This window comes from Methylobacter sp. BBA5.1 (assembly GCF_000746145.1).
In the GTDB taxonomy this organism is placed as follows: domain Bacteria; phylum Pseudomonadota; class Gammaproteobacteria; order Methylococcales; family Methylomonadaceae; genus Methylobacter; species Methylobacter marinus.
Map to the genome: position 1 here is coordinate 47,363 of NZ_JQKS01000006.1, position 19,299 is coordinate 66,661.

Annotated in this window: 16 protein-coding genes and 3 tRNA genes; 9 read left to right on the forward strand and 10 right to left on the reverse strand. The window is 49.4% G+C overall.

From position 1 onward, the window contains the following. Window positions 1–26 precede the first annotated feature (26 nt). Both EK22_RS05285 and EK22_RS05290 read right to left on the reverse strand, forming a co-directional pair. Window positions 27–533 carry a C40 family peptidase gene (locus EK22_RS05285; RefSeq protein WP_020157803.1) on the reverse strand — a complete coding sequence of 169 codons (507 nt, stop codon included), beginning with the start codon at window positions 531–533 and terminating at the stop codon, window positions 27–29. Window positions 534–744: 211 nt separating this feature from the next. Beyond that, window positions 745–1,362, reverse strand: coding sequence for a PAQR family membrane homeostasis protein TrhA (locus EK22_RS05290; RefSeq protein ID WP_036248752.1), 618 nt, complete (start codon window positions 1,360–1,362; stop codon window positions 745–747). A 253-nt stretch (window positions 1,363–1,615) separates the two neighbouring features. Between EK22_RS05290 and EK22_RS05295 the strand changes: the two genes are divergently transcribed. After that, the gene (locus tag EK22_RS05295) at window positions 1,616–2,137 is read left to right on the forward strand and encodes a HugZ family pyridoxamine 5'-phosphate oxidase (protein WP_020157805.1); all 522 of its coding nucleotides are present in this window, start codon (window positions 1,616–1,618) and stop codon (window positions 2,135–2,137) included. Window positions 2,138–2,194: 57 nt separating this feature from the next. Then, window positions 2,195–2,626: a thioredoxin TrxC gene (gene trxC, locus EK22_RS05300; protein ID WP_036248755.1), complete on the forward strand. Its 432-nt coding sequence runs from the start codon at window positions 2,195–2,197 to the stop codon at window positions 2,624–2,626. A gap of 185 nt (window positions 2,627–2,811) precedes the next feature. Here trxC and EK22_RS05305 read toward each other — a convergent pair. From EK22_RS05305 to cysS, 5 genes are all read right to left on the reverse strand, one after another. Then, a tRNA-His gene (locus tag EK22_RS05305) sits at window positions 2,812–2,887 on the reverse strand. A 23-nt stretch (window positions 2,888–2,910) separates the two neighbouring features. After that, window positions 2,911–2,987 (reverse strand) — tRNA-Arg (locus EK22_RS05310). Window positions 2,988–2,991: 4 nt separating this feature from the next. After that, window positions 2,992–3,068: transfer RNA gene (locus tag EK22_RS05315), tRNA-Pro, on the reverse strand. Between the two features lie 204 nt (window positions 3,069–3,272). Further along, window positions 3,273–3,902, reverse strand: coding sequence for a methenyltetrahydrofolate cyclohydrolase (gene fchA / locus EK22_RS05320; RefSeq protein WP_036248758.1), 630 nt, complete (start codon window positions 3,900–3,902; stop codon window positions 3,273–3,275). A gap of 113 nt (window positions 3,903–4,015) precedes the next feature. Then, on the reverse strand, window positions 4,016–5,413 hold the full coding sequence (gene cysS / locus EK22_RS05325) for a cysteine--tRNA ligase (RefSeq protein ID WP_036248760.1): 1,398 nt from the start codon (window positions 5,411–5,413) through the stop codon (window positions 4,016–4,018). 199 nt (window positions 5,414–5,612) lie between these two features. On the opposite strand from cysS, the gene EK22_RS05330 reads away from it, so the two are divergent. The 5 genes from EK22_RS05330 (at window position 5,613) to EK22_RS05350 (ending at window position 10,924) form a co-directional block, all read left to right on the forward strand. Next, window positions 5,613–6,194, forward strand: coding sequence for a peptidylprolyl isomerase (locus EK22_RS05330; protein ID WP_036248761.1), 582 nt, complete (start codon window positions 5,613–5,615; stop codon window positions 6,192–6,194). Between the two features lie 90 nt (window positions 6,195–6,284). Further along, window positions 6,285–7,010 carry a UDP-2,3-diacylglucosamine diphosphatase gene (lpxH, locus tag EK22_RS05335; RefSeq protein WP_036248762.1) on the forward strand — a complete coding sequence of 242 codons (726 nt, stop codon included), beginning with the start codon at window positions 6,285–6,287 and terminating at the stop codon, window positions 7,008–7,010. A gap of 470 nt (window positions 7,011–7,480) precedes the next feature. Beyond that, complete coding sequence (locus tag EK22_RS05340) at window positions 7,481–9,334, forward strand: methanol/ethanol family PQQ-dependent dehydrogenase (protein ID WP_036248765.1); 1,854 nt, start codon at window positions 7,481–7,483, stop codon at window positions 9,332–9,334. Window positions 9,335–9,514: 180 nt separating this feature from the next. Then, the gene (locus EK22_RS05345; protein ID WP_198014458.1) at window positions 9,515–9,979 is read left to right on the forward strand and encodes a tellurite resistance TerB family protein; all 465 of its coding nucleotides are present in this window, start codon (window positions 9,515–9,517) and stop codon (window positions 9,977–9,979) included. A 75-nt stretch (window positions 9,980–10,054) separates the two neighbouring features. Continuing rightward, window positions 10,055–10,924 (forward strand): quinoprotein dehydrogenase-associated putative ABC transporter substrate-binding protein, encoded by an 870-nt coding sequence (locus tag EK22_RS05350; protein ID WP_020157813.1) that lies wholly within the window; start codon window positions 10,055–10,057, stop codon window positions 10,922–10,924. Window positions 10,925–10,974: 50 nt separating this feature from the next. Here the strand turns inward: EK22_RS05350 and malQ are convergent, their stop codons facing one another. The 3 genes from malQ to glgC form a co-directional block, all read right to left on the reverse strand. Beyond that, window positions 10,975–12,444: a 4-alpha-glucanotransferase gene (gene malQ / locus EK22_RS05355; protein WP_020157814.1), complete on the reverse strand. Its 1,470-nt coding sequence runs from the start codon at window positions 12,442–12,444 to the stop codon at window positions 10,975–10,977. Window positions 12,445–12,462: 18 nt separating this feature from the next. Next, on the reverse strand, window positions 12,463–14,154 hold the full coding sequence (locus EK22_RS05360; protein WP_036248948.1) for a glycoside hydrolase family 57 protein: 1,692 nt from the start codon (window positions 14,152–14,154) through the stop codon (window positions 12,463–12,465). Window positions 14,155–14,252: 98 nt separating this feature from the next. Further along, window positions 14,253–15,533 carry a glucose-1-phosphate adenylyltransferase gene (gene glgC, locus EK22_RS05365; protein WP_027147022.1) on the reverse strand — a complete coding sequence of 427 codons (1,281 nt, stop codon included), beginning with the start codon at window positions 15,531–15,533 and terminating at the stop codon, window positions 14,253–14,255. A gap of 92 nt (window positions 15,534–15,625) precedes the next feature. On the opposite strand from glgC, the gene glgB reads away from it, so the two are divergent. Next, window positions 15,626–17,800 carry a 1,4-alpha-glucan branching protein GlgB gene (gene glgB, locus EK22_RS05370; protein ID WP_036248768.1) on the forward strand — a complete coding sequence of 725 codons (2,175 nt, stop codon included), beginning with the start codon at window positions 15,626–15,628 and terminating at the stop codon, window positions 17,798–17,800. Window positions 17,801–17,819: 19 nt separating this feature from the next. Then, window positions 17,820–19,253 (forward strand): glycogen synthase GlgA, encoded by a 1,434-nt coding sequence (gene glgA / locus EK22_RS05375; protein WP_036248770.1) that lies wholly within the window; start codon window positions 17,820–17,822, stop codon window positions 19,251–19,253. Window positions 19,254–19,299: the final 46 nt, after the last annotated feature.

A 19,299-nucleotide genomic window follows, 5' to 3' on the forward strand; every position in this document is an offset into this window, starting at 1 on the left:
AGCTTTCTCAGGAGAACGAATTTCCGTTAATGCCACTGCCCGGGCCGGCGCGCGCCGATTAAATGTTGCCGCCAGTATTGATTGTTAAGGCTGGACACCAGGACCTTGCCGGTACGCTGGCTAGGGGCGTGAATGAAGTTATTATCGCTGATATACAGGCCGACATGGGAAAAAGGATAGCCATTGGTATTAAAAAAAACCAGATCGCCGGAATTAAGTTGATGTATCGAGACTGGCGGCAGAACCTGAGCCATTTCGCGCGTGGTGCGCGGCAAGGCGATGCCCTGGTGTTCATAAACATGTTTGATAAAACCGCTGCAATCGAAGCCTTCCCGCGGCGAGGCCTTGCCGTAGCGATAAGGAACACCCTGCAGGCTCAGGGCATAATTGACCACCGGCGGCAGTTGCGACTGTGCAGGCCAGACCGGACGGATTTTAGGCTCATGAGAACACCCGGCGGACAAAACGGTCACTAGCGGCAAGGCAAGCCGGATAAAAAAATGCAGATTGTCTAAGCCAGCGGAGTTTTTCAATGCGTTAAAACCACAGTTAAGGATTACCAACAAAAACGGCTTATAAATAGATGATTAAGCTATCATATCCGAATCCGATAACAAGCGCACATAGTCGGCTTGAGAAACGGCGGACAACCCTCAAGCGCCTGAACCGCTGCAAACGGTCCGGATGATCAAAGTTCCTACGCTATCACGATACCAGCGGTTAAGTCATCGGTCAGAGCAGGCATCAAGCGACAAATAACAGCACCGCAATATAATGGCTGGCACTGCCCGCCAATACGAAAATATGCCATATATTATGAAAATACCTGACTCTGTCATCCAGCGCATAAAACACCACGCCTATGCTATAAAACAGCCCTCCCGACAAGAGCCAGAAAAAACCTTCCATCGGCATGACCCGCAGCAAGGGTCTGATCGCGATCAGTATAATCCAGCCCATCAGGAGATAAATCACCACCGGCAGAACACGCTGCTCTTTTCTGGACAGCAACTCCAGCAAACTCCCCAGCACCGCCAGACTCCAGACGATTCCGAATATTGACCAACCCCAACTGCCGTGCAGCGTTACCAGCGTAAAAGGCGTATAAGTGCCGGCAATCAAGAGATAGATCGCATGATGGTCGAGTTCGGCGAACACTTTCTTGGCTTTGCCCTGCAAGCCGTGATAGAGCGTGGAAAACGTATAAGCTAACACCAGGGACGTTCCATAGACGCTAAAGCTGACAATTTTCCACATATCGCCCTGCCGTACGGCCAGCACGACCAGCACAATCAGTCCGACGCACGCGGCTAGCGCGCCCAGCAAATGACTGATGACATTGAACCGTTCTCCATCATGCATTCGCGCCACCTTCTAAGGAACGGGAATGAAATAAGACCCGAGTTTGAGACAGGATTTAATTGTTATTTAAGCCATTTTGTCAATTTTAAACGCGGCATCGTTTGATAATCAATATTACCCGCCTGAAATGGCGAAAATGAACCCAATGCCGGGCGTAATTTTGCCCCTAAACTGGTCTGATCAAAAAAGCCTTGAAATTGAGTAAGGGGAAAAATATCCCATAACGACTTTACGCACGAGGAGTTCGCATAAAATGAACGAAATCGAAGATCTCGACGACATAACCTTGAATTATCGTAAACTGATAGCCTCGCAACAGACATTATTGCTATCGACCGCTACAGGAAACGGTATTCCCGATATCAGTTACGCCCCCTTTGTACAGACCCCATCAGGATGCTTTTATATCTTTGTCAGCGAGCTGGCCAGCCACACGGTTAATTTGTTGCAGAATCCGCAGGCTTCGGTCATGTTTGTCCGGCCGGAATCCGAATCACTTAACCTGTTTGCGCGCGAACGGGTTGTATTCAGCTGTAAGGTCAAGGAAATTTTGCAGGATGATGAAGATTACAACGTTCAGTTGCACGCGCTGGGGACGAAATTCGGCAAAGTCGTCAGCCTGCTTCGGTCTTTATCGGATTTTCATTTATTTGCTTTACAGCCTGAAAGCGGACGATACGTCGTCGGTTTCGGTCGTACCTATACCATTGGTATGAGAGACGGAAGCGTGCATCCTGTTAAACCAAAAAACGTAATTCAGGATGAGGCATATTGATTTTTAAACTTGATGACCTTATATCGAAGCTTACCTGAACTTTAAAAAAATTTTCAAATGAGCTCCTTGCATATTGTTTGCCCTTCGTGCCATACCATTAACCGAATTCCATCCGACCGTCTGGACGACCGGCCCCATTGCGGCAACTGTAAACAGGCTTTATTTACGGGACAGCCTCTGGAATTAGACAGCAGCCAGTTTCAACGTCATATTTCGCGTAATGATATGCCTGTTGTTGTCGATTTCTGGGCTCCCTGGTGCGGACCTTGCAAAATGATGGCGCCGGCTTACGCCCAGGCCGCGGTCCATCTGGAGCCCAAGGTGCGTCTGGCCAAGCTTAATACGGAACAGGAACAAGGCATCGCCGCTCAATTTAATATTCGCAGCATTCCTACCATGATCATCTTCAAAGCCGGCCGGGAAATTGCCCGTCAGTCAGGCGCCATGAGTGCCGCGGATATCGTGCGCTGGATCAGCAGTCATCTTTAAATAGCGAAACCCGCTTATTTCGAGCATGAAAACAGGATCGGAATCTACGCCATGCAAGACGGCTTATTGACAGAACTAATTCGGTGATGCCAGGATTGGACTTGATAAACAGCAGGACTGCTGAAAAGAAGGCTTAAACTTTAGCGTATGAGGTTTCAAAAGCGACGAGTGGCAATTGAAATGAATGGGGTGAACGATGGGGCTCGAACCCACGACAACCGGAATCACAATCCGGGGCTCTACCAACTGAGCTACGCTCACCATAATAGGGACTTCTCAAGAAATGGCGCGCTTGGCAGGACTCGAACCTGCGACCCCCGGCTTAGAAGGCCGGTGCTCTATCCGGTTGAGCTACAAGCGCAAATTGGTCGGGGTAGAGGGATTCGAACCCCCGACATCCTGCTCCCAAAGCAGGCGCGCTACCAAACTGCGCTATACCCCGACAATCTTCTTAACTAATGGCTTGTTAAACTTCTCAACCACCCTTGAAGAGCTGACTATGATAGCGATGCGCCTCCTCGTCGTCAACTCTTTTTTTATTAATTTTATAGTTATTTTTCAAACAAAACATAAGCCATTGAAATCATGCCATTTCGCGCCACGACCAAACAGATCCCGCGCCTCATTCGACACCAGAAACTGCCGCCTACAACTTGGCCTTAACGACTTGATAAACCGCTTCCGCGGCAGTATCCGCGCCTTGCATGATCTGCTCCAGTTCCGCCAGCTTCGCCTCGGCGAAGTCTCTGTCCTTAAGACCGCCGACATTGATATACACATTCAACGCCGCGCTTTTTAAAGCGCTGTAACCGGCCATCGCGGCCACGCCCGCATCGCTGATCACGCCCAGATTACCCTTATCCGCTGCAATGCGGCTTAGTTCAATCGCTTCCGCGCAAGCACGGGCACAAGCCAAGGGCACATCGGTCGCTTCTTTCAATACCGCCTGAATCGCCGCACTGCGCGCCGTTTTTTCCTCTTCGGTTTCTTTCGGCAGGCCGTAAGTAGCCATCAGGCGATCAAAGACATCCACATCGGCTTTGATCATGCCGATCAGTTTTTCCCGCAGGGCTTCCGATTTTTCCAGCAATGCCCGCATTTCAGCTTCGACCTCGGCGTATTTAGGCTTGCCGATGGTCAGGTTGCACACCATGCTGGTCAAAGCGGCCGATTGCGCCCCCATGACGGCCGCGGCGCTGCCACCGCCAGGCGTAGGCGCTTTACTGGCCAGTTCATCAAGGAACACCTGGACTGATTTATCTTTAATTTCGCTCATTACTACCCTTCACTTAATCATTAATTCTATTCTCGCAGACAAATTCGCACACAGCTTGCTCTGAGATCATATATTGGCTTTACCTGTGCGGGAGCTTGAATGTTTATTGTAATTTATTCCCGGCGCCAATTCGTGCCGCCCGGCACATCTTCCAGAATAACGCCCTGCTGTTTTAGTTCATCACGGATTTGATCGGCCAAGGCCCAGTTTTTAGCTTTTTTGGCATCAAGACGCGCCTGGATTTGCTGCTCAATCTGATCATCGGATAAACCCGAACCGGCATCTGAACCAGCCATGGCTCGACCTTTAAGAAAAGTATCGGGGTCATCTTGCAAGAGACCCAGCAGGCCGCCTAAATATTTTAATGTAGCCGCCAGTTGCCCGGCTTTTTCCCTATCGTTTTCCTTGACTTTATTCAACTCCCTGGCCAGATCGAATATGACGGACAAGGCCACAGGCGTGTTAAAGTCATCATCCATGGCCTGCTCAAAGCGTGTTTTGAACTCGTTTTCCAGGGTTGCCCGCACAACGTCGACGCCGCGCAAGGCCGTATAAAGCCGTGTCAGAGCCGCTCCGGCCTCATTCAGATGTTCATCGGAGTAATTTAACGGGCTGCGGTAATGGCTGGAAAGAATAAAGAACCGGATGATTTCCGGCCGGTAACGCTGCAGCACTTCCCTAACCGTAAAGAAGTTGCCCAGCGATTTGGACATTTTCTCTTCATTGATGCGCACAAAGCCATTATGCATCCATAAATTAACGAATTTTTCGCCGGTTGCGCCTTCCGACTGGGCGATTTCATTTTCATGATGGGGAAACTGCAGATCCATGCCGCCGCCATGAATATCGAAATGGTTGCCCAGGCAACAGGTCGACATGGCCGAGCATTCGATATGCCAGCCGGGGCGCCCCTCCCCCCAGGGCGACTCCCAGGCCGGTTCATTGGGCTTGGCCATTTTCCATAATACGAAGTCCATCGGGTTCTGCTTGGCCAGGTCCACGTCAACGCGTTCGCCGGCCTGCAGATCATCCAGGTTCTTCCCCGACAGCTGGCCGTAGTTTTTAAACTTGTCCACCGAATAAAATACATCGCCATTGCCGCCGACATAAGCCAATCCCTTGGCCATCAAAGACTCAATCATGGCAATAATCTGTGCGATGGACTGCGTGGCCCTGGGTTCGATATCGGGCGGCAGCACCGACAGCGCGCGCTCATCCTCATGCATGGCCTCGATAAAACGCTCGGTCAGCTTGCCGAAGTCTTCGCCGTTTTCATTAGCCCGCTGAATGATCTTGTCATCGATATCCGTGACATTGCGCACGTATGTCAACTCGTACCCCAGATAACGAAAATAGCGCGCGACCGTGTCAAACACGACCATAACGCGGGCATGACCGATATGGCAGTAATCATAGACCGTCATACCGCAGACATACATGCCGACTTTGCCGGCTTCGCGCGGTTGAAACAGTTCTTTTTTCCGAGTCAGGGTGTTATATATTTTCAGCATTGAGTTATTAATTGCCGTGTCATTACAGTTAAAAAAATCCGCTGCTCAGCGCCCGTAACCGACTTTTGCAAAACAGGCTGTCAGATGAAATGGGTGTGTAAGTATATAAACAAAACCGCACAATTTACCAAGCGCATACTTCTCTTTCAAGATAAAAACACATAGAATCTGCCCTTTGTATCACTTACAAAGGAAACCCATGCGCATCCTCGTTCTTTCCCTGATGCTGTTTCTAACAACAACTTTCTCTTTTGCAACGGAAAACAAAATGTCTGATACTCAAACAAAAGTTAAATTAACGACGACGCTCGGTGAAATCATTGTCCAGCTAAACCCTGAAAAAGCGCCCATTTCATCGGCAAATTTTCTGACGTATGTTAACGAAGGTTTTTATAACGGTACTGTTTTCCATCGCGTCATTCCCGGCTTCATGGCGCAAGGCGGCGGCTTCGACACAAGCTTCAACCAAAAAGCCGTGCATGACCCCATCAAAAACGAAGCCAATAACGGCCTGCCCAACAATCGCGGCACTATCGCCATGGCCCGCACGCCGGACCCCGATTCCGCAACCGCGCAGTTTTTCATCAACTACAAGGACAACTCATTCCTGAACCATACCAGCCCGACACCGAATGGCTGGGGTTATGCCGTTTTTGGCGAAGTGATTGAAGGCATGGACATAGTTGATGCCATGGCCAAGCAACCGACAGGCAATCGCGGCCCGCACCAGGACGTTCCCAAAACCGACATCGTCATCGAAAAAGCCGAAGTTATCGAATAAGCGCCCCGGCATAAAACAGCCGAAGACGAGCACCTGAAATCCGTGGCGGAAACCCACTGTTCCGCCACGGATTTTGCACCTATATCCTCCATGAATAAAGACATTCTTTTTATTTCAGATCTGCACATTTCCCTGGACAAACCTGAAATCACGCGTCGATTTATTGACTTTCTTGACAAGCGCGCGCCCGAGGCCGCGGCCGTTTATATCCTGGGCGATCTTTTTGATGCCTGGATAGGCGACGATGACCCCACGCCTCCCAACCGTAAAATTAAAAAACACCTGAAACAACTGACCGATGCAGGCATAAAAGTTTATCTGCAGCAAGGTAACCGTGATTTCCTGCTGGGTGACAGGTTCAGCCAGGAAACCGGCGTGATCCTGATCGATGATTATGTGGTCATTGATCTTTTTGGCATACCTACCCTGCTCACGCACGGCGATTTGCTCTGTACCGACGATCTGCCCTATCAGGCCTTTAGAGCAAAATCACATACTCCGGAATGGAAGCGCTATGTCTTATCGAAACCGCTGCTTCTGCGCCTGCTGATGGCGCGCTGGTACCGCTTTCGCAGCCACTTTCATAAACGCAAAAAAACGCAGGAAATCATGGATGTCAATCAATACACAGTAGTAACGGTTATGCGCGAACATAACTGTCTACGCCTGATTCACGGCCATACCCACCGCCCGGGCATTCATCACTTTGAAATAGACGGCCGGCCCGGCCAGCGTCTTGTACTCGCCGCCTGGAAAAAAGATGCGGGCGAAATTCTGTGCTGGAATCGTAACGGTTACCGTGTTGAAACTCTTTAACCGGCTGAGCGAATTCCGGCCTGACAGATATTTATCGCGAACGAAACGGGAACCATTCCTTAATCAAAAGACTAAAAACGCATAAGTTCAGCTCCTTCGGCATAAGTCGCATTACGCTCAAGGAAGCCATATTCCGGACCCACGCTTGCCGCCCCCGGGCCAGCACCGGAAAATTAAAAAATAATCAGCAAAATCCCAGGACGCTATGTGCAGTATGTGTTCTACTTTAAGGAATTAGTATCGATTCGCGATTGTATTTTATATTGACCCAAGACCCCAGAAAGACCTTATAACTACCTTAAGAGTTGACTTTTGGGGCAAAATCATTAAATTTAGGCGTCTGGAGTGACCAGGAAAAATTCCTTTTAACGAAACAGAAAAAGTCACCCAAAAGCTTTAGAACTAATATTAGTCTTAAAAAAACATAATCAGTATTCTGTCTAATTAGCAGAATATCAGGAGAAATATATATGAAGAAGCCTTTAAAAAGTTGGCTGCTTGCTTCAAGTGTGGCTGCAATTCTGGCTGCGCCAGCGGTTTCAACTGCTAACAGCGAAGTAGAGAAACTGACTCAAAACCCAGCTAACTGGGCTACTTGGGGTGGTAACTACGCCGGTACTCGTTACAGCAAACTGGACCAAATCAACGTAAACAACGTGAAAAACCTGCAACCAGCATGGTCTTTCTCTACCGGTGTGTTACGTGGTCATGAAGGCGGCCCACTGGTGGTTAACGATGTTCTTTACATCCATACCCCATTCCCCAACACTGTTTACGCGATTGATCAAAAAACGCAATCCGTAATCTGGGAATTCACACCAACACAAGACGCTGACGTTACTATTCCGGTTATGTGCTGCGACACTGTCAACCGCGGCTTGGCTTACGGCGATGGCAAAATCTTCCTGCAACAATCCGATACCGTTTTAACCGCTTTAGACGCTAAAACCGGCAAACGCGTATGGAGCGTACAAAACGGCGACCCGAAACTGGGCATGACCAACACTCAAGCGCCAGTAGTCATTAAAGACAAAGTGCTGACCGGTATTTCCGGCGGTGAATTCGGGGTTCGCGGCTTCCTGGCCGCTTATGACATCAGAACCGGCGAACTGACCTGGAAAGGCTACAGCATGGGCCCAGACGGCGACACGCTGATCGATCCTAAAAAGACAACCACCTGGAAAGACGGCAAAGTTACTCCAGTTGGCGAAAACTCGAGCTTAAGCACTTGGGAAGGCGACCAATGGAAAATCGGCGGCGGTACAACCTGGGGCTGGTACAGCTATGATCCTAAACTGAACCTGGTTTATTACGGATCAGGCAACCCGTCCACATGGAATCCTACTCAACGTCCTGGCGACAACAAATGGTCCATGTCATTATGGGCTCGTGATGCTGACACCGGGGAAGTTAAATGGGTTTACCAAATGACGCCTCACGATGAATGGGATTTCGACGGTATCAACGAAACTGTTCTGGTTGATCAGGAAGTCAAAGGCAAAATGCACAAAACTATCGTGCATTTCGACCGTAACGGTTTTGGCTATACCTTGGACCGTGAAACGGGTGAATTACTGGTTGCCGAGAAATTCGACAAATCTGTCAACTGGGCTACTCACGTTGACATGAAAACTGGCCGTCCTCAAGTTGTTCCTGAATACTCTACCGAACACAATGGTGAAGACGTTAACACTGAAGGCGTTTGCCCTGCGGCGCTAGGTGCTAAAAACATGGCTCCTGTTTCCTACTCTCCTGACACAGGCCTGTTCTATATCTCTGGCAACCACTTGTGCATGAACTACGAACCATTCGAAGTTTCATACACAGCCGGCCAGCCTTATGTAGGCGCCACCCTGACCATGCAGCCTGCTGGCGCGGACGTTATGACCGGCAAGCCTGACAATACAACCAACCTGGGCCAGTTTACAGCGTTTGACGCTAAAACCGGCAAAATTGTCTGGTCCAACAAAGAACAATTCTCTGTATGGTCAGGTTCTGTTGCCACAGCCGGCGGCGTCGTATTCTACGGCACTCTAGAAGGCTACCTGAAAGCAGTTGATGCTAAAACCGGTAAGGAGTTGTACAGATTCAAGACACCTTCCGGCATCATCGGCAACGTTAATACCTGGGAATACAACGGCAAACAATACGTTGGCGTTCTTTCAGGTATCGGCGGCTGGGCTGGTATCGGTATCGCTGCAGGTCTTGACTCCGGTGAAGCAGATTCAAACTCTGAAGGTTTAGGTGCTGTTGGCGCATACAGAAGCTTGAGCTCTTTCACTAAATTAGGTGGTACATTAACTGTATTCGCATTACCTAATTAATAAATCGATCTGATTTTTAGATTGGTTCTAAAAAGCCCTGACCGAATTTATCTCGGCCAGGGCTTTTTTTTAGCGTTTAATACCCTGAAACTGGACATAACATCAACCTAGGCTATAGTTACATTTTTCACTTATCCGAAACACCACACCATGTCGCCGCAACATGCATTCGATCGATTAATGGCTGAATTCAACCTGCGTCCGGCCGATTTTTATTTTCTGGATTTAATTCCCTTAATTGAAATCATATGGGCCGATGGCCAAAATCAGCCCGGCGAGTTGCGAATTCTTTATCACTTCCTTATCGAGCATATTGCTTTTCTGGATCGCGTAGCCGGCATTCAGGCCGTCAGCATTGATGATGCCAATGCCTTCCTTGATCGTTTTGCCCATAACCGGCCTTCCGGCCGATTGTTGCAGGAATTAAGGGCCATTGCCTCTACGTCGTTATCCGAGCCGAGACGCTCTACCGTTTTTGAATATTGTCTGGATATTGCCGCCGCCTGCACCACCCAGTATCCCTATGGATTAAGGGATAGAATTATTGATGAAGAAAAAAAGCTATTAACAAAAATCTTCGTGGAACTTAAAATCGCGCCGGACATGGTGCTGCCCGAATTCCCCCGCCCACCCGCCTTGAATTAACTTCTAATTTAAAAAACAACTCGTTATGCAGTAAACTAGTTGTTCTAACTTGTTCAATTTACCAAGGAGAACTTAATGCGGGCTTCGCATCAGATTCAAAAAATACTTGCCGGGTTATTTCTGACCGCAGTAACATTTTCAGCCATGGCGGAAGAAAAATTCAAAGTCTGCGCAGATCCCTTGAACCCACCTTATTCAACAAAAAACCAAGACGGCTTTGAAAATAAAATAGCCGAGCTGTTTGCCAAGGAACTCGGACAGACACTTGAATACACCTGGTTTCCTCAACGATTGGGCTTTGTTCGCAACACCTTGAAGGCGCCATTAAAAGATACGGATGTGGAAAGTGAAGAGTATAAGTGTGACGTCATCATGGGCGTACCTGCCGATTATGACCTCACACTGACGACATCGCCGTATTATCATTCGACTTATGTTCTGCTCATTGCCAAGGGGCGGGGCTGGGACGATATAAAGGATCTCGCGCAATTGGCCGAACTGCCGCTGGAACGCCAGGAGGCACTGAAAATCGCCATGTTTGACCGCGGCCCCGGAACAGCCTGGCTGCAAAAAAATGGCCTGCTCGATCAGGGCATTCCTTACCAGAGCATGTCGGGCGATGATAAACACAACGTGGCCATGCAGATATTGGAGGATTTGCAGGCGAAAAAAATCGACATGGTTATTCTTTGGGGACCGATGGCCGGCTACGTCGTCTCCGAAAGTCCGAAAGACAGTATTACAATGATTCCGATGCAATCGACCCACGGCATGAAATTTGATTTTTCAATAGCGATGGGGGTGCGCTACGGCGACAAGGCAAGACAGGAAATGCTCAACAAACTAATTGCCGCTAAAGCCGATCAGATACGAGCAATCATTAAAAGCTATAACGTTCCTTTATTACCGATACCGGAACAGGTCAAACACGAGGACGACGATTAAGTCGTTCTTCCCCGGGCGGCCTCGCCAAGGCCGCCCAGCCTGCTCTTTAATTATTGAATGCGGTTAAACATTTTCACCAGATGGCCTAACCTGACAGCCCGCTCATGTGATAATTGCTCCCATTGGAAGCGCCACTGCCAATTACCTTCAATTGTGCCGGGCGTGTTCATTCGATGATGGCTATCCAATTCCAGAATATCCTGCATGGGGATCACCGCCAGATTCGCAACCGATGCCAAGGCCGCTTGTATCAGAGCGCAGTGCAAGGGCAGCGACGGGTTGCCAAGATATTCGTAAACGAACTTTTTTTCCTCCTCACTCAATGCTTGAGACCAGCCTAAAGTCGTATCATTGTCATGAGTACCGGTATAAACCACGCAATTTTTCACGTAATTGTTCGGCAAATAGGGATTATCGGGGCCGCTGCCGAAAGCGAACTGCAAAATCTTCATGCCCGGCAAATCAAATTCGTCTCGCAATTCCACGACTTCAGGGGTAATGACCCCCAGGTCCTCGGCAACCAGGGGAATCGATCCGTGTTCGGCTTTTATGGCATTCAGCAGGGCCTTGCCGGGCGCTTTAACCCACTCCCCATTAACCGCCGTCTCTTCATCGGCCGGTATCTCCCACGCCGCCTCAAGCCCTCGAAAATGGTCTATGCGTAAAATATCGAACAGTTCGAGCTGCGTATGCATGCGTTCAACCCACCAGCGAAACCCGGTATGCTCCAGATATTCCCAGTCATAATGAGGGTTTCCCCAACGCTGGCCCGTAGCGGAGAAATAATCAGGCGGCACACCTGCGACGACGGACATTTGACCAGTCTCGTCCAGCTTGAAAACCTGACGGTTAGCCCACACGTCAGCGCTGTCGTATGATACGAAAATAGGAATATCGCCGAATAGCAGCACGCCATGCTGTTTAGCATAGGCTTTTAATTCCAGCCATTGTCTGAAAAAGACATACTGTTCGAATTCAATTCTCTCGATTTCCGATTTTAAACGGCGCCGCGCTTCTTTAATCGCTTTTACATCCCTTTCCTTGAAATGCTCCGGCCATTGATTCCAGCAAAGCTGATTAAACTCATTCCGGAGCGCAATAAATACGGCGAAATCGTCCAGCCAGAACCCTTTCTCCTCGCGGAATTGCGCAAACAGCGCCTTATCCTGTGACTCGGCATGATCTAAAAACCCCTGGAAAGCCTCGGCTATCAAGCTGCTTTTATCCGAGTTCGAAACATTTCGGTAATCCAGGCCGCTTCCGGGCGGATGCAGCCAGCCTTTTTGAACCAGCCAGCCGATATTAATGAACGCCGGATTACCTGCGTGAGCGGATAAACATTGATAAGGCGATGCATCCGCATGAGTCATGCCCAAGGGCAGTGTTTGCCACACAGTGATACCGGTATCGGCGAGAAAATTTACAAAATGATACGCTTCCTGACCCAAATCCCCGTGGCTGCCGGCTCCCGGCAACGATGAGATATGCAATAAAATACCGGCACGGCGCTTGTTTAACATGTTATTCCTGCTTAGAGATTATATATGTTCGATGCCGGGCCGCATTGCGCCGCCCATCGCTGGAGCACCCGAACCCTGTGTAAACGACATGGCTAGATAAGCAGGAGGTTCTTCCCCTAATAATCTATACAAATTAGCTAAATTAAGACGGAATTGTTTTTCAAAGTTACTGACCGCCTCACCGGGATTGTAATCGCCAAACCACCAAAACCAGTCGGAACCCTCACAAACCGCCAACTGTAACTCTGCTTTATGCACTTGCTCATCAGTCAAGCGCCCTGTGGATATGACTTTGTCGAAGGCCCATTTCGCGTCACCGAGCATATCCCATCCGCGGTTTTTATCGGCATCGCCTATCCAGGTTGAAAAAGTGCCATAGACCCAACTGCCGGCAACCAATCTGGGCAAGGATTTAACTTCCACTTTATGTTTCAAGGCTTCTGAAAAAGTCGTTAATTCAATATCCGGGTGACTGGCCAGTCGTTTGTATAAAGCGCTAAGGAAGTAATACCCGTTAGCTGGAAAATACTCCCAGGCGTTTTCACCATCCATGATGATGGAAACCAGCGCATCGCCCGGCTCATGCATGGCGATATTTTCCAGATGATGAATCAAATCACTGACTGCATCATCAGCATGCCATTTGGAATACTCAAAACCGATCAAGTCGGATAATCCGTCATCGCGGAAAAAACAGGCGATATCGGTATTTTTAAGTCTAAACGGATGATGCGAGCTTGGCTTTTCCGCATTTTCAATCAGATTTAAACTGTTATGCAGCACTGAACCACCGCTTGCCGCCCATTCAAATCCAAAATCATCCAGCAGTCTCAAGGTCGGCTCGCTGATGCTGCCTTCCGAAGGCCAGCATCCTTTCGGCTTGTAGCCAAAAAAGCGCTTAAACGTCTGCACGCCTTTTTCAAGATGCCATCTGACCCGCTCCTCTCCGCCCGGATAAGCGTCCAACTCCGGCAGAGGCGCATCCGGCATGGCCTCATGCGTAGAGTTCAAATCCAATAAAAGCGGCATGATAGGATGCGCATAGGGCGTAACCGACAATTCAATTTGACCTTTTCTGGCCAGCACCTTATATCTGAGAATCACGCTGGCCAGTTGCTCACCGATAATCTCTATGATTTCCAGCCTTTCATGCAGGGTATAACCGAAGCCTTTCTCTATTAAGCGTTTTATTCTGCTGTCTGTAATCTTGATGGTTTCGCCCATCCAGGCCAGGTGATACCAGACCAGGATATCGCTGATAAACTGGGAATTAACGTAATTTAAAGACTCATGATGATGTTCAAGCCATTCGGCCATCTCCACCAGTTTTTTAAACGCGGGATAACGATTTATTTGCCTTTCATGGTTGGCGCGCATACAGTCCTTAATCAACTTCAGACGATCATCGGGATCGGCAGGAATGCTCGGTTCAACCAATGCGGCCAGAAGCGGGTCGGTAATTGAAATGCCATCATGCAAATAGCTATTGACCTGCTTGGCATAATCCTCTATCTGCTCCAGCAAAATCGGCGCAAAGTTTACGACCGCCTTGGCTTTCGGCACCGCTTCCAGATGCGCCGCCATGTCGACGTAGTCTTTAATCACATGCAGATACGTCCACGGCAGTTTATACTCGCCTACCTGTAAATCTCTATATTCCGGCTGATGCATGTGCCAGCACAATACTAACTTCAATTTCTTTTTTAACATAATGTCGTCTGCTTTGTCCTTACCCATCCGGCGTAATGAAACCACCTCATCTGGATTAACATGAAACCTTTCTTTCCAAACCCGAACCGCCCCGCCTGTTATCTGACATAATGCCTTCTGTACCCCAACATATCGGGGGTGACCAATACAACTCCGCCGGGGCTGACATAGAATCTCTTTTCATCTTCCTCCCTGTTTTCGCCGATAACCGTACCTTCCGGAATCTCGCAACCTTTTTCTATAATTGCTTTGGTGATGCGGCAGTGGCGCGCGATATTAACTTCAGGCAGAACGATGGTATCCTGCAAAGTTGTATAAGAATTAACCCTGACATTAGAGAACAATAAGGAATGCCGGACCTTTGATCCGGAAATCACGCAGCCTCCCGATACCATGGAATCGACAGCCAACCCCCGCCGTTTGTCATTATCGAAAACAAACTTGGCCGGAGGCGCCTGTACCTGATACGTCCAGATCGGCCAGGTTTTATCATAGAGGTTCAGATCCGGCTTAACGCCAATCAATTCCATATTAGCGGACCAGTAAGCATCGATAGTACCTACATCGCGCCAGTAACTTTGCTCACCGCTTTGCAAATCCAAAAATGGATAGGCATTCACCACATATTTATCAATAATGGAAGGAATAATGTCCTTGCCGAAATCGCGCTGCGAGCCCGGCGTATCGGCATCTTTAATCAATTGCTCATACAAGAACCCCGCATTGAAAATATAAATGCCCATGGACGCCAATGCCGTATTGGTTCTGCCCGGCATGATCGGCGGATTTGCCGGCTTTTCAATGAAGGACTTGACGCGCCGGTTTTCATCGACATCGATAACGCCGAAGGCTGTTGCATCCTGCAGCGAGACCTCTATACAACCAACCGTTAAATCGGCATTTCTTTCGACATGGTCGGCCAGCATGGGGCCGTAATCCATCTTATAGATGTGGTCACCGGCCAGCACCAGAATGAATTCCGGGTTGCGGCTGCGCAGAATATCGATATTTTGATAAACTGCATCAGCCGTCCCTTCGTACCAGGATCCTTCGGCGTGCCTTTGCTGGGCCGGCATTAAATCAACATATTCACCAAATTCGCCGCGTAAAAATCCCCATCCCTGCTGAATATGGCGAATCAGCGAGTCAGCTTTATATTGGGTAAGAACGCCTATTTTGCGGATGCCGGAATTGATGCAGTTGGATAGCGGAAAATCAATAATCCTGAACTTGCCGCCGAAAGGAACAGCGGGCTTGGCCCGCCAATCCGTCATATTCTCCAGACGCGAGCCACGCCCACCGGCTAGTATTAAAGCAATTGTGTTACGTGTTAAATGACTGACAAAACGATCATGATGCTGATTACTGGATGCTGACATTTTTGATCTCCATGTGGAATAGGCTCACAACTGTTGTTTAATTTTGGTAATATTTGCAAAGTCATTATCTTACTAAACAGAGGGCATTCAAAGTGAAAAAGCAGTCGACCAATACGCTTGACTCCGATTCTATTAAAATTATAGAAGCCAGGCACCATGATCCTTTTTCAATTTTGGGTCGCCATCAGAAGAACAAGCTGACTCAGATCAAAGTCTATATGCCTTACGCTGAATCCGTTTTCCTGGAAAAGACCGATCAACCATTCCAGAGAATTACCGGTACGGACTTTTTTGAATATACCGCCGAAAATGGAGAATTGCCAAAACATTATAAGCTCTCCTGGATAGATAAAGACGGCCAGCCGCATGAGAATTATGATCCGTACGATTTTCCGGTGCAGTTATCGGAATTCGACCGGCATTTATTCGGAGAAGGCCGCCACTGGCACATCTACCAAAAACTGGGCGCTCATCTGCATAGCGTTGATGATATTGAAGGCGTGTTATTCGCGGTCTGGGCGCCCAATGCCGGCCGGGTTAGCGTAATCGGCGACTTCAATCTCTGGGACGGGCGTTGCCATCCGATGCGAAATCTCGGGAGCGGCGGCATCTGGGAGTTATTTATCCCGGGACTGAAAGCCGGCTCGTTATATAAATTTGAAATACTGAACCGGGAAAGCAATGAGGTCCTGATCAAGACCGACCCTTACGGACAACAGTTTGAATTTCGCCCGAAAACATCCTCCATCGTGGTTGATAAAGACAGCTACAAATGGCAGGACCATCGCTGGATGAGCCGCCGAGCCAGCCACGATTGGCTGCATGAGCCGATGTCTATCTATGAAGCCCATCTAGGCTCATGGAAACGCGATGCCCAGGGCAATTTTCTCAATTACCGGGCACTAGCCACGCAACTTATCGACTACGTGAAAGAAATGGGCTTTACCCATATCGAGTTGCTGCCCGTGACCGAACATCCGCTGGATGCCTCATGGGGCTACCAGACTACCGGTTACTTCGCCCCGACCAGCCGCTACGGAACTCCGGATGAATTCCGTTATTTTATCGATACCTGCCATCAAAATGACATAGGCGTCATTCTGGACTGGGTACCGGCGCATTTCCCCAAGGATTATTTTGCCCTGGCCCGTTTTGACGGCAGCGCGCTTTACGAGCATGAAGATCCGCGCAAAGGCGAGCACCGCGACTGGGGCACGCTGATTTACAACTACGGCCGCAACGAAGTGAAAAACTTTTTGCTGTCCAGCGCCATTTTCTGGCTGGAAGAATTCCATCTTGACGGTCTGAGAGTGGATGCCGTGGCCTCAATGCTCTATCTGGACTATTCGCGCGGGCCGAATGACTGGATTCCGAACATGTATGGCGGCAACGAGAACCTGGAAGCCATCGACTTTCTGAAGGAACTCAACACGGTCACGCACAACCGGCATCCCGGCACCGTCATCATGGCCGAGGAATCCACATCATGGCCGCAGGTAACGCGGCCGACCTGGACCGGCGGACTGGGTTTCTCCATGAAATGGAACATGGGCTGGATGCACGATACCCTCGCGTATATGAGCCAGGAACCCATCCATCGCAAGTACCATCATGATCAGCTAACCTTCGGCATGCTCTATGCCTTTACCGAAAACTTTACCCTGCCCTTCTCACATGACGAGGTCGTGCATGGCAAAGGCTCGTTAGTCAATAAAATGCCTGGCGACGAATGGCAACGCTTTGCCAATTTGCGGCTGTTATACACCTATATGTACACCTATCCGGGTAAAAAGCTGCTGTTTATGGGCTGCGAATTCGGACAAGGCACTGAATGGAATTTCAACCGGGCCCTGGACTGGTACGTCCTGGATTATGCACACCATCGCGGTGTGCAAAAACTGATCAAAGACTTGAACAACCTTTATAAAACGCATCCGGCCCTGTATTCGCACGATTTCGACCATCACGGATTTGAATGGATCGACTGCCATGATGTGCAGCAGTCCATCATCAGTTACCGCCGAAAAAACAAGCACGAGGATTTATTCATCATTCTTAACTTTACGCCGGTCACCCGGGAACACTACCGGATCGGCGTTCCGGAAGCCGGCGACTACACTGAAATCTTCAACTCCGATTCCGCTTATTATGACGGCGGCAACATCGGCAATGACCGGGTTCAATCGGAACCTGTTGCCTGGATGAATCAGCCTCACTCCATCAGTCTTACCTTGCCCCCCTTAGGAGCCGTAATCCTAAAGCTATAAGAATCGCAAAACGAGATATATGAAAAAAATACTTTTTGTCACCAGCGAAGCACACCCCCTGATCAAAACCGGAGGCCTCGCTGATGTTTCAGGCAGCCTGCCCAAGGCCCTGGCTGAATTATCGCAAGATGTACGTCTGATCATGCCGAATTATCAGGCCCTGAAAATCCATGGCGACGTCCGTTTTCTCTGTTCCGTGCGCGTCGACAACCGCGATGTCAATATCCTTGAAACCCGCATGCCGGATAGCGCCGTTATCGTCTGGCTGGTCGATTATCCCGAATTTTTCAGTTTCCCCGGCAACCCCTACCATGACGAGCACGGCAACGACTGGCCCAACAATGCCGAACGTTTCGCTCTGTTCTGCCGCATCGCCGCCGAAATCGCCATGGATCGGGCACAGCAGAATTGGAAAGCCGATATCGTGCACTGCAATGACTGGCAAAGCGGTCTGGTCCCGGCCTTGTTATCTCTGGAGCATGACCGGCCCGCGACCGTATTCACGATACACAACATGGCCTATCAAGGCCTGTTTCCGGCCTCCAGCACAGTCACATTAAACATACCGGGACAGTTATGGCAGCCTTATGGACTGGAATTCCATAACATGTTGTCGTTCATTAAAGGGGGGCTGGTTTATGCCGACCGCATCACCACGGTCAGCCCGACTTATGCGCGGGAAATTCAAACGCCGGCTTTGGGTTACGGCCTGGAGGGCCTGTTGACGTACCGCAAGGACGTCCTAAGCGGCATCATAAACGGCATAGATACCGAATTGTGGAACCCTGCTACCGACCCTTATATCGAGCGATGCTATAAGGCGGAATCGCTTAAGGACAAGCAACTTAACAAGACGGCCCTGCAGAAGAAGCTATTATTGCCGGCTGACAAGAAGATACCAGTCATCGGACTGATCAGCCGACTGGTCGAGCAAAAAGGCATAGACCTGCTGATAGACTGCCTGTCCGAAATGGCCGCCATGCCCATGCAATTTGTACTGCTCGGCAGCGGCGACAAGACCTTCGAACAAAAACTGCTGGATTTTGCGCAGTTATATCCCGAGAAAATAGCGATCACTATCGGCTATGACGAATCGCTGGCCCATCTTATCGAGGCCGGCGCCGATATTTTTTTAATGCCGTCGCGGTTCGAGCCCTGCGGCCTGAATCAAATGTACAGCCAGCGCTACGGCACCCTGCCGATCGTTCGCAAAACCGGCGGCCTGGCCGATAGCGTCGTTGACGCCTTGCCTGAAACCATCAGTAATAATACCGCTACCGGCATCGTCTTCAATGACGCCACTTCCGGCTCCTTAATGGAAGCGGTCAAGCGTGCGCTGATTTTATACAGCATGCCAGAGACCTGGAAGAAAGTGCAGATTAATGGCATGAAAAAAGATTTTTCATGGCAACACAGTGCCGAGCAGTATCTGGAACTGTATCAGGGCATGTAACCCCGGTCTGAACGGGCGACTGGACAAGTCGCCCATGCCCAAACGT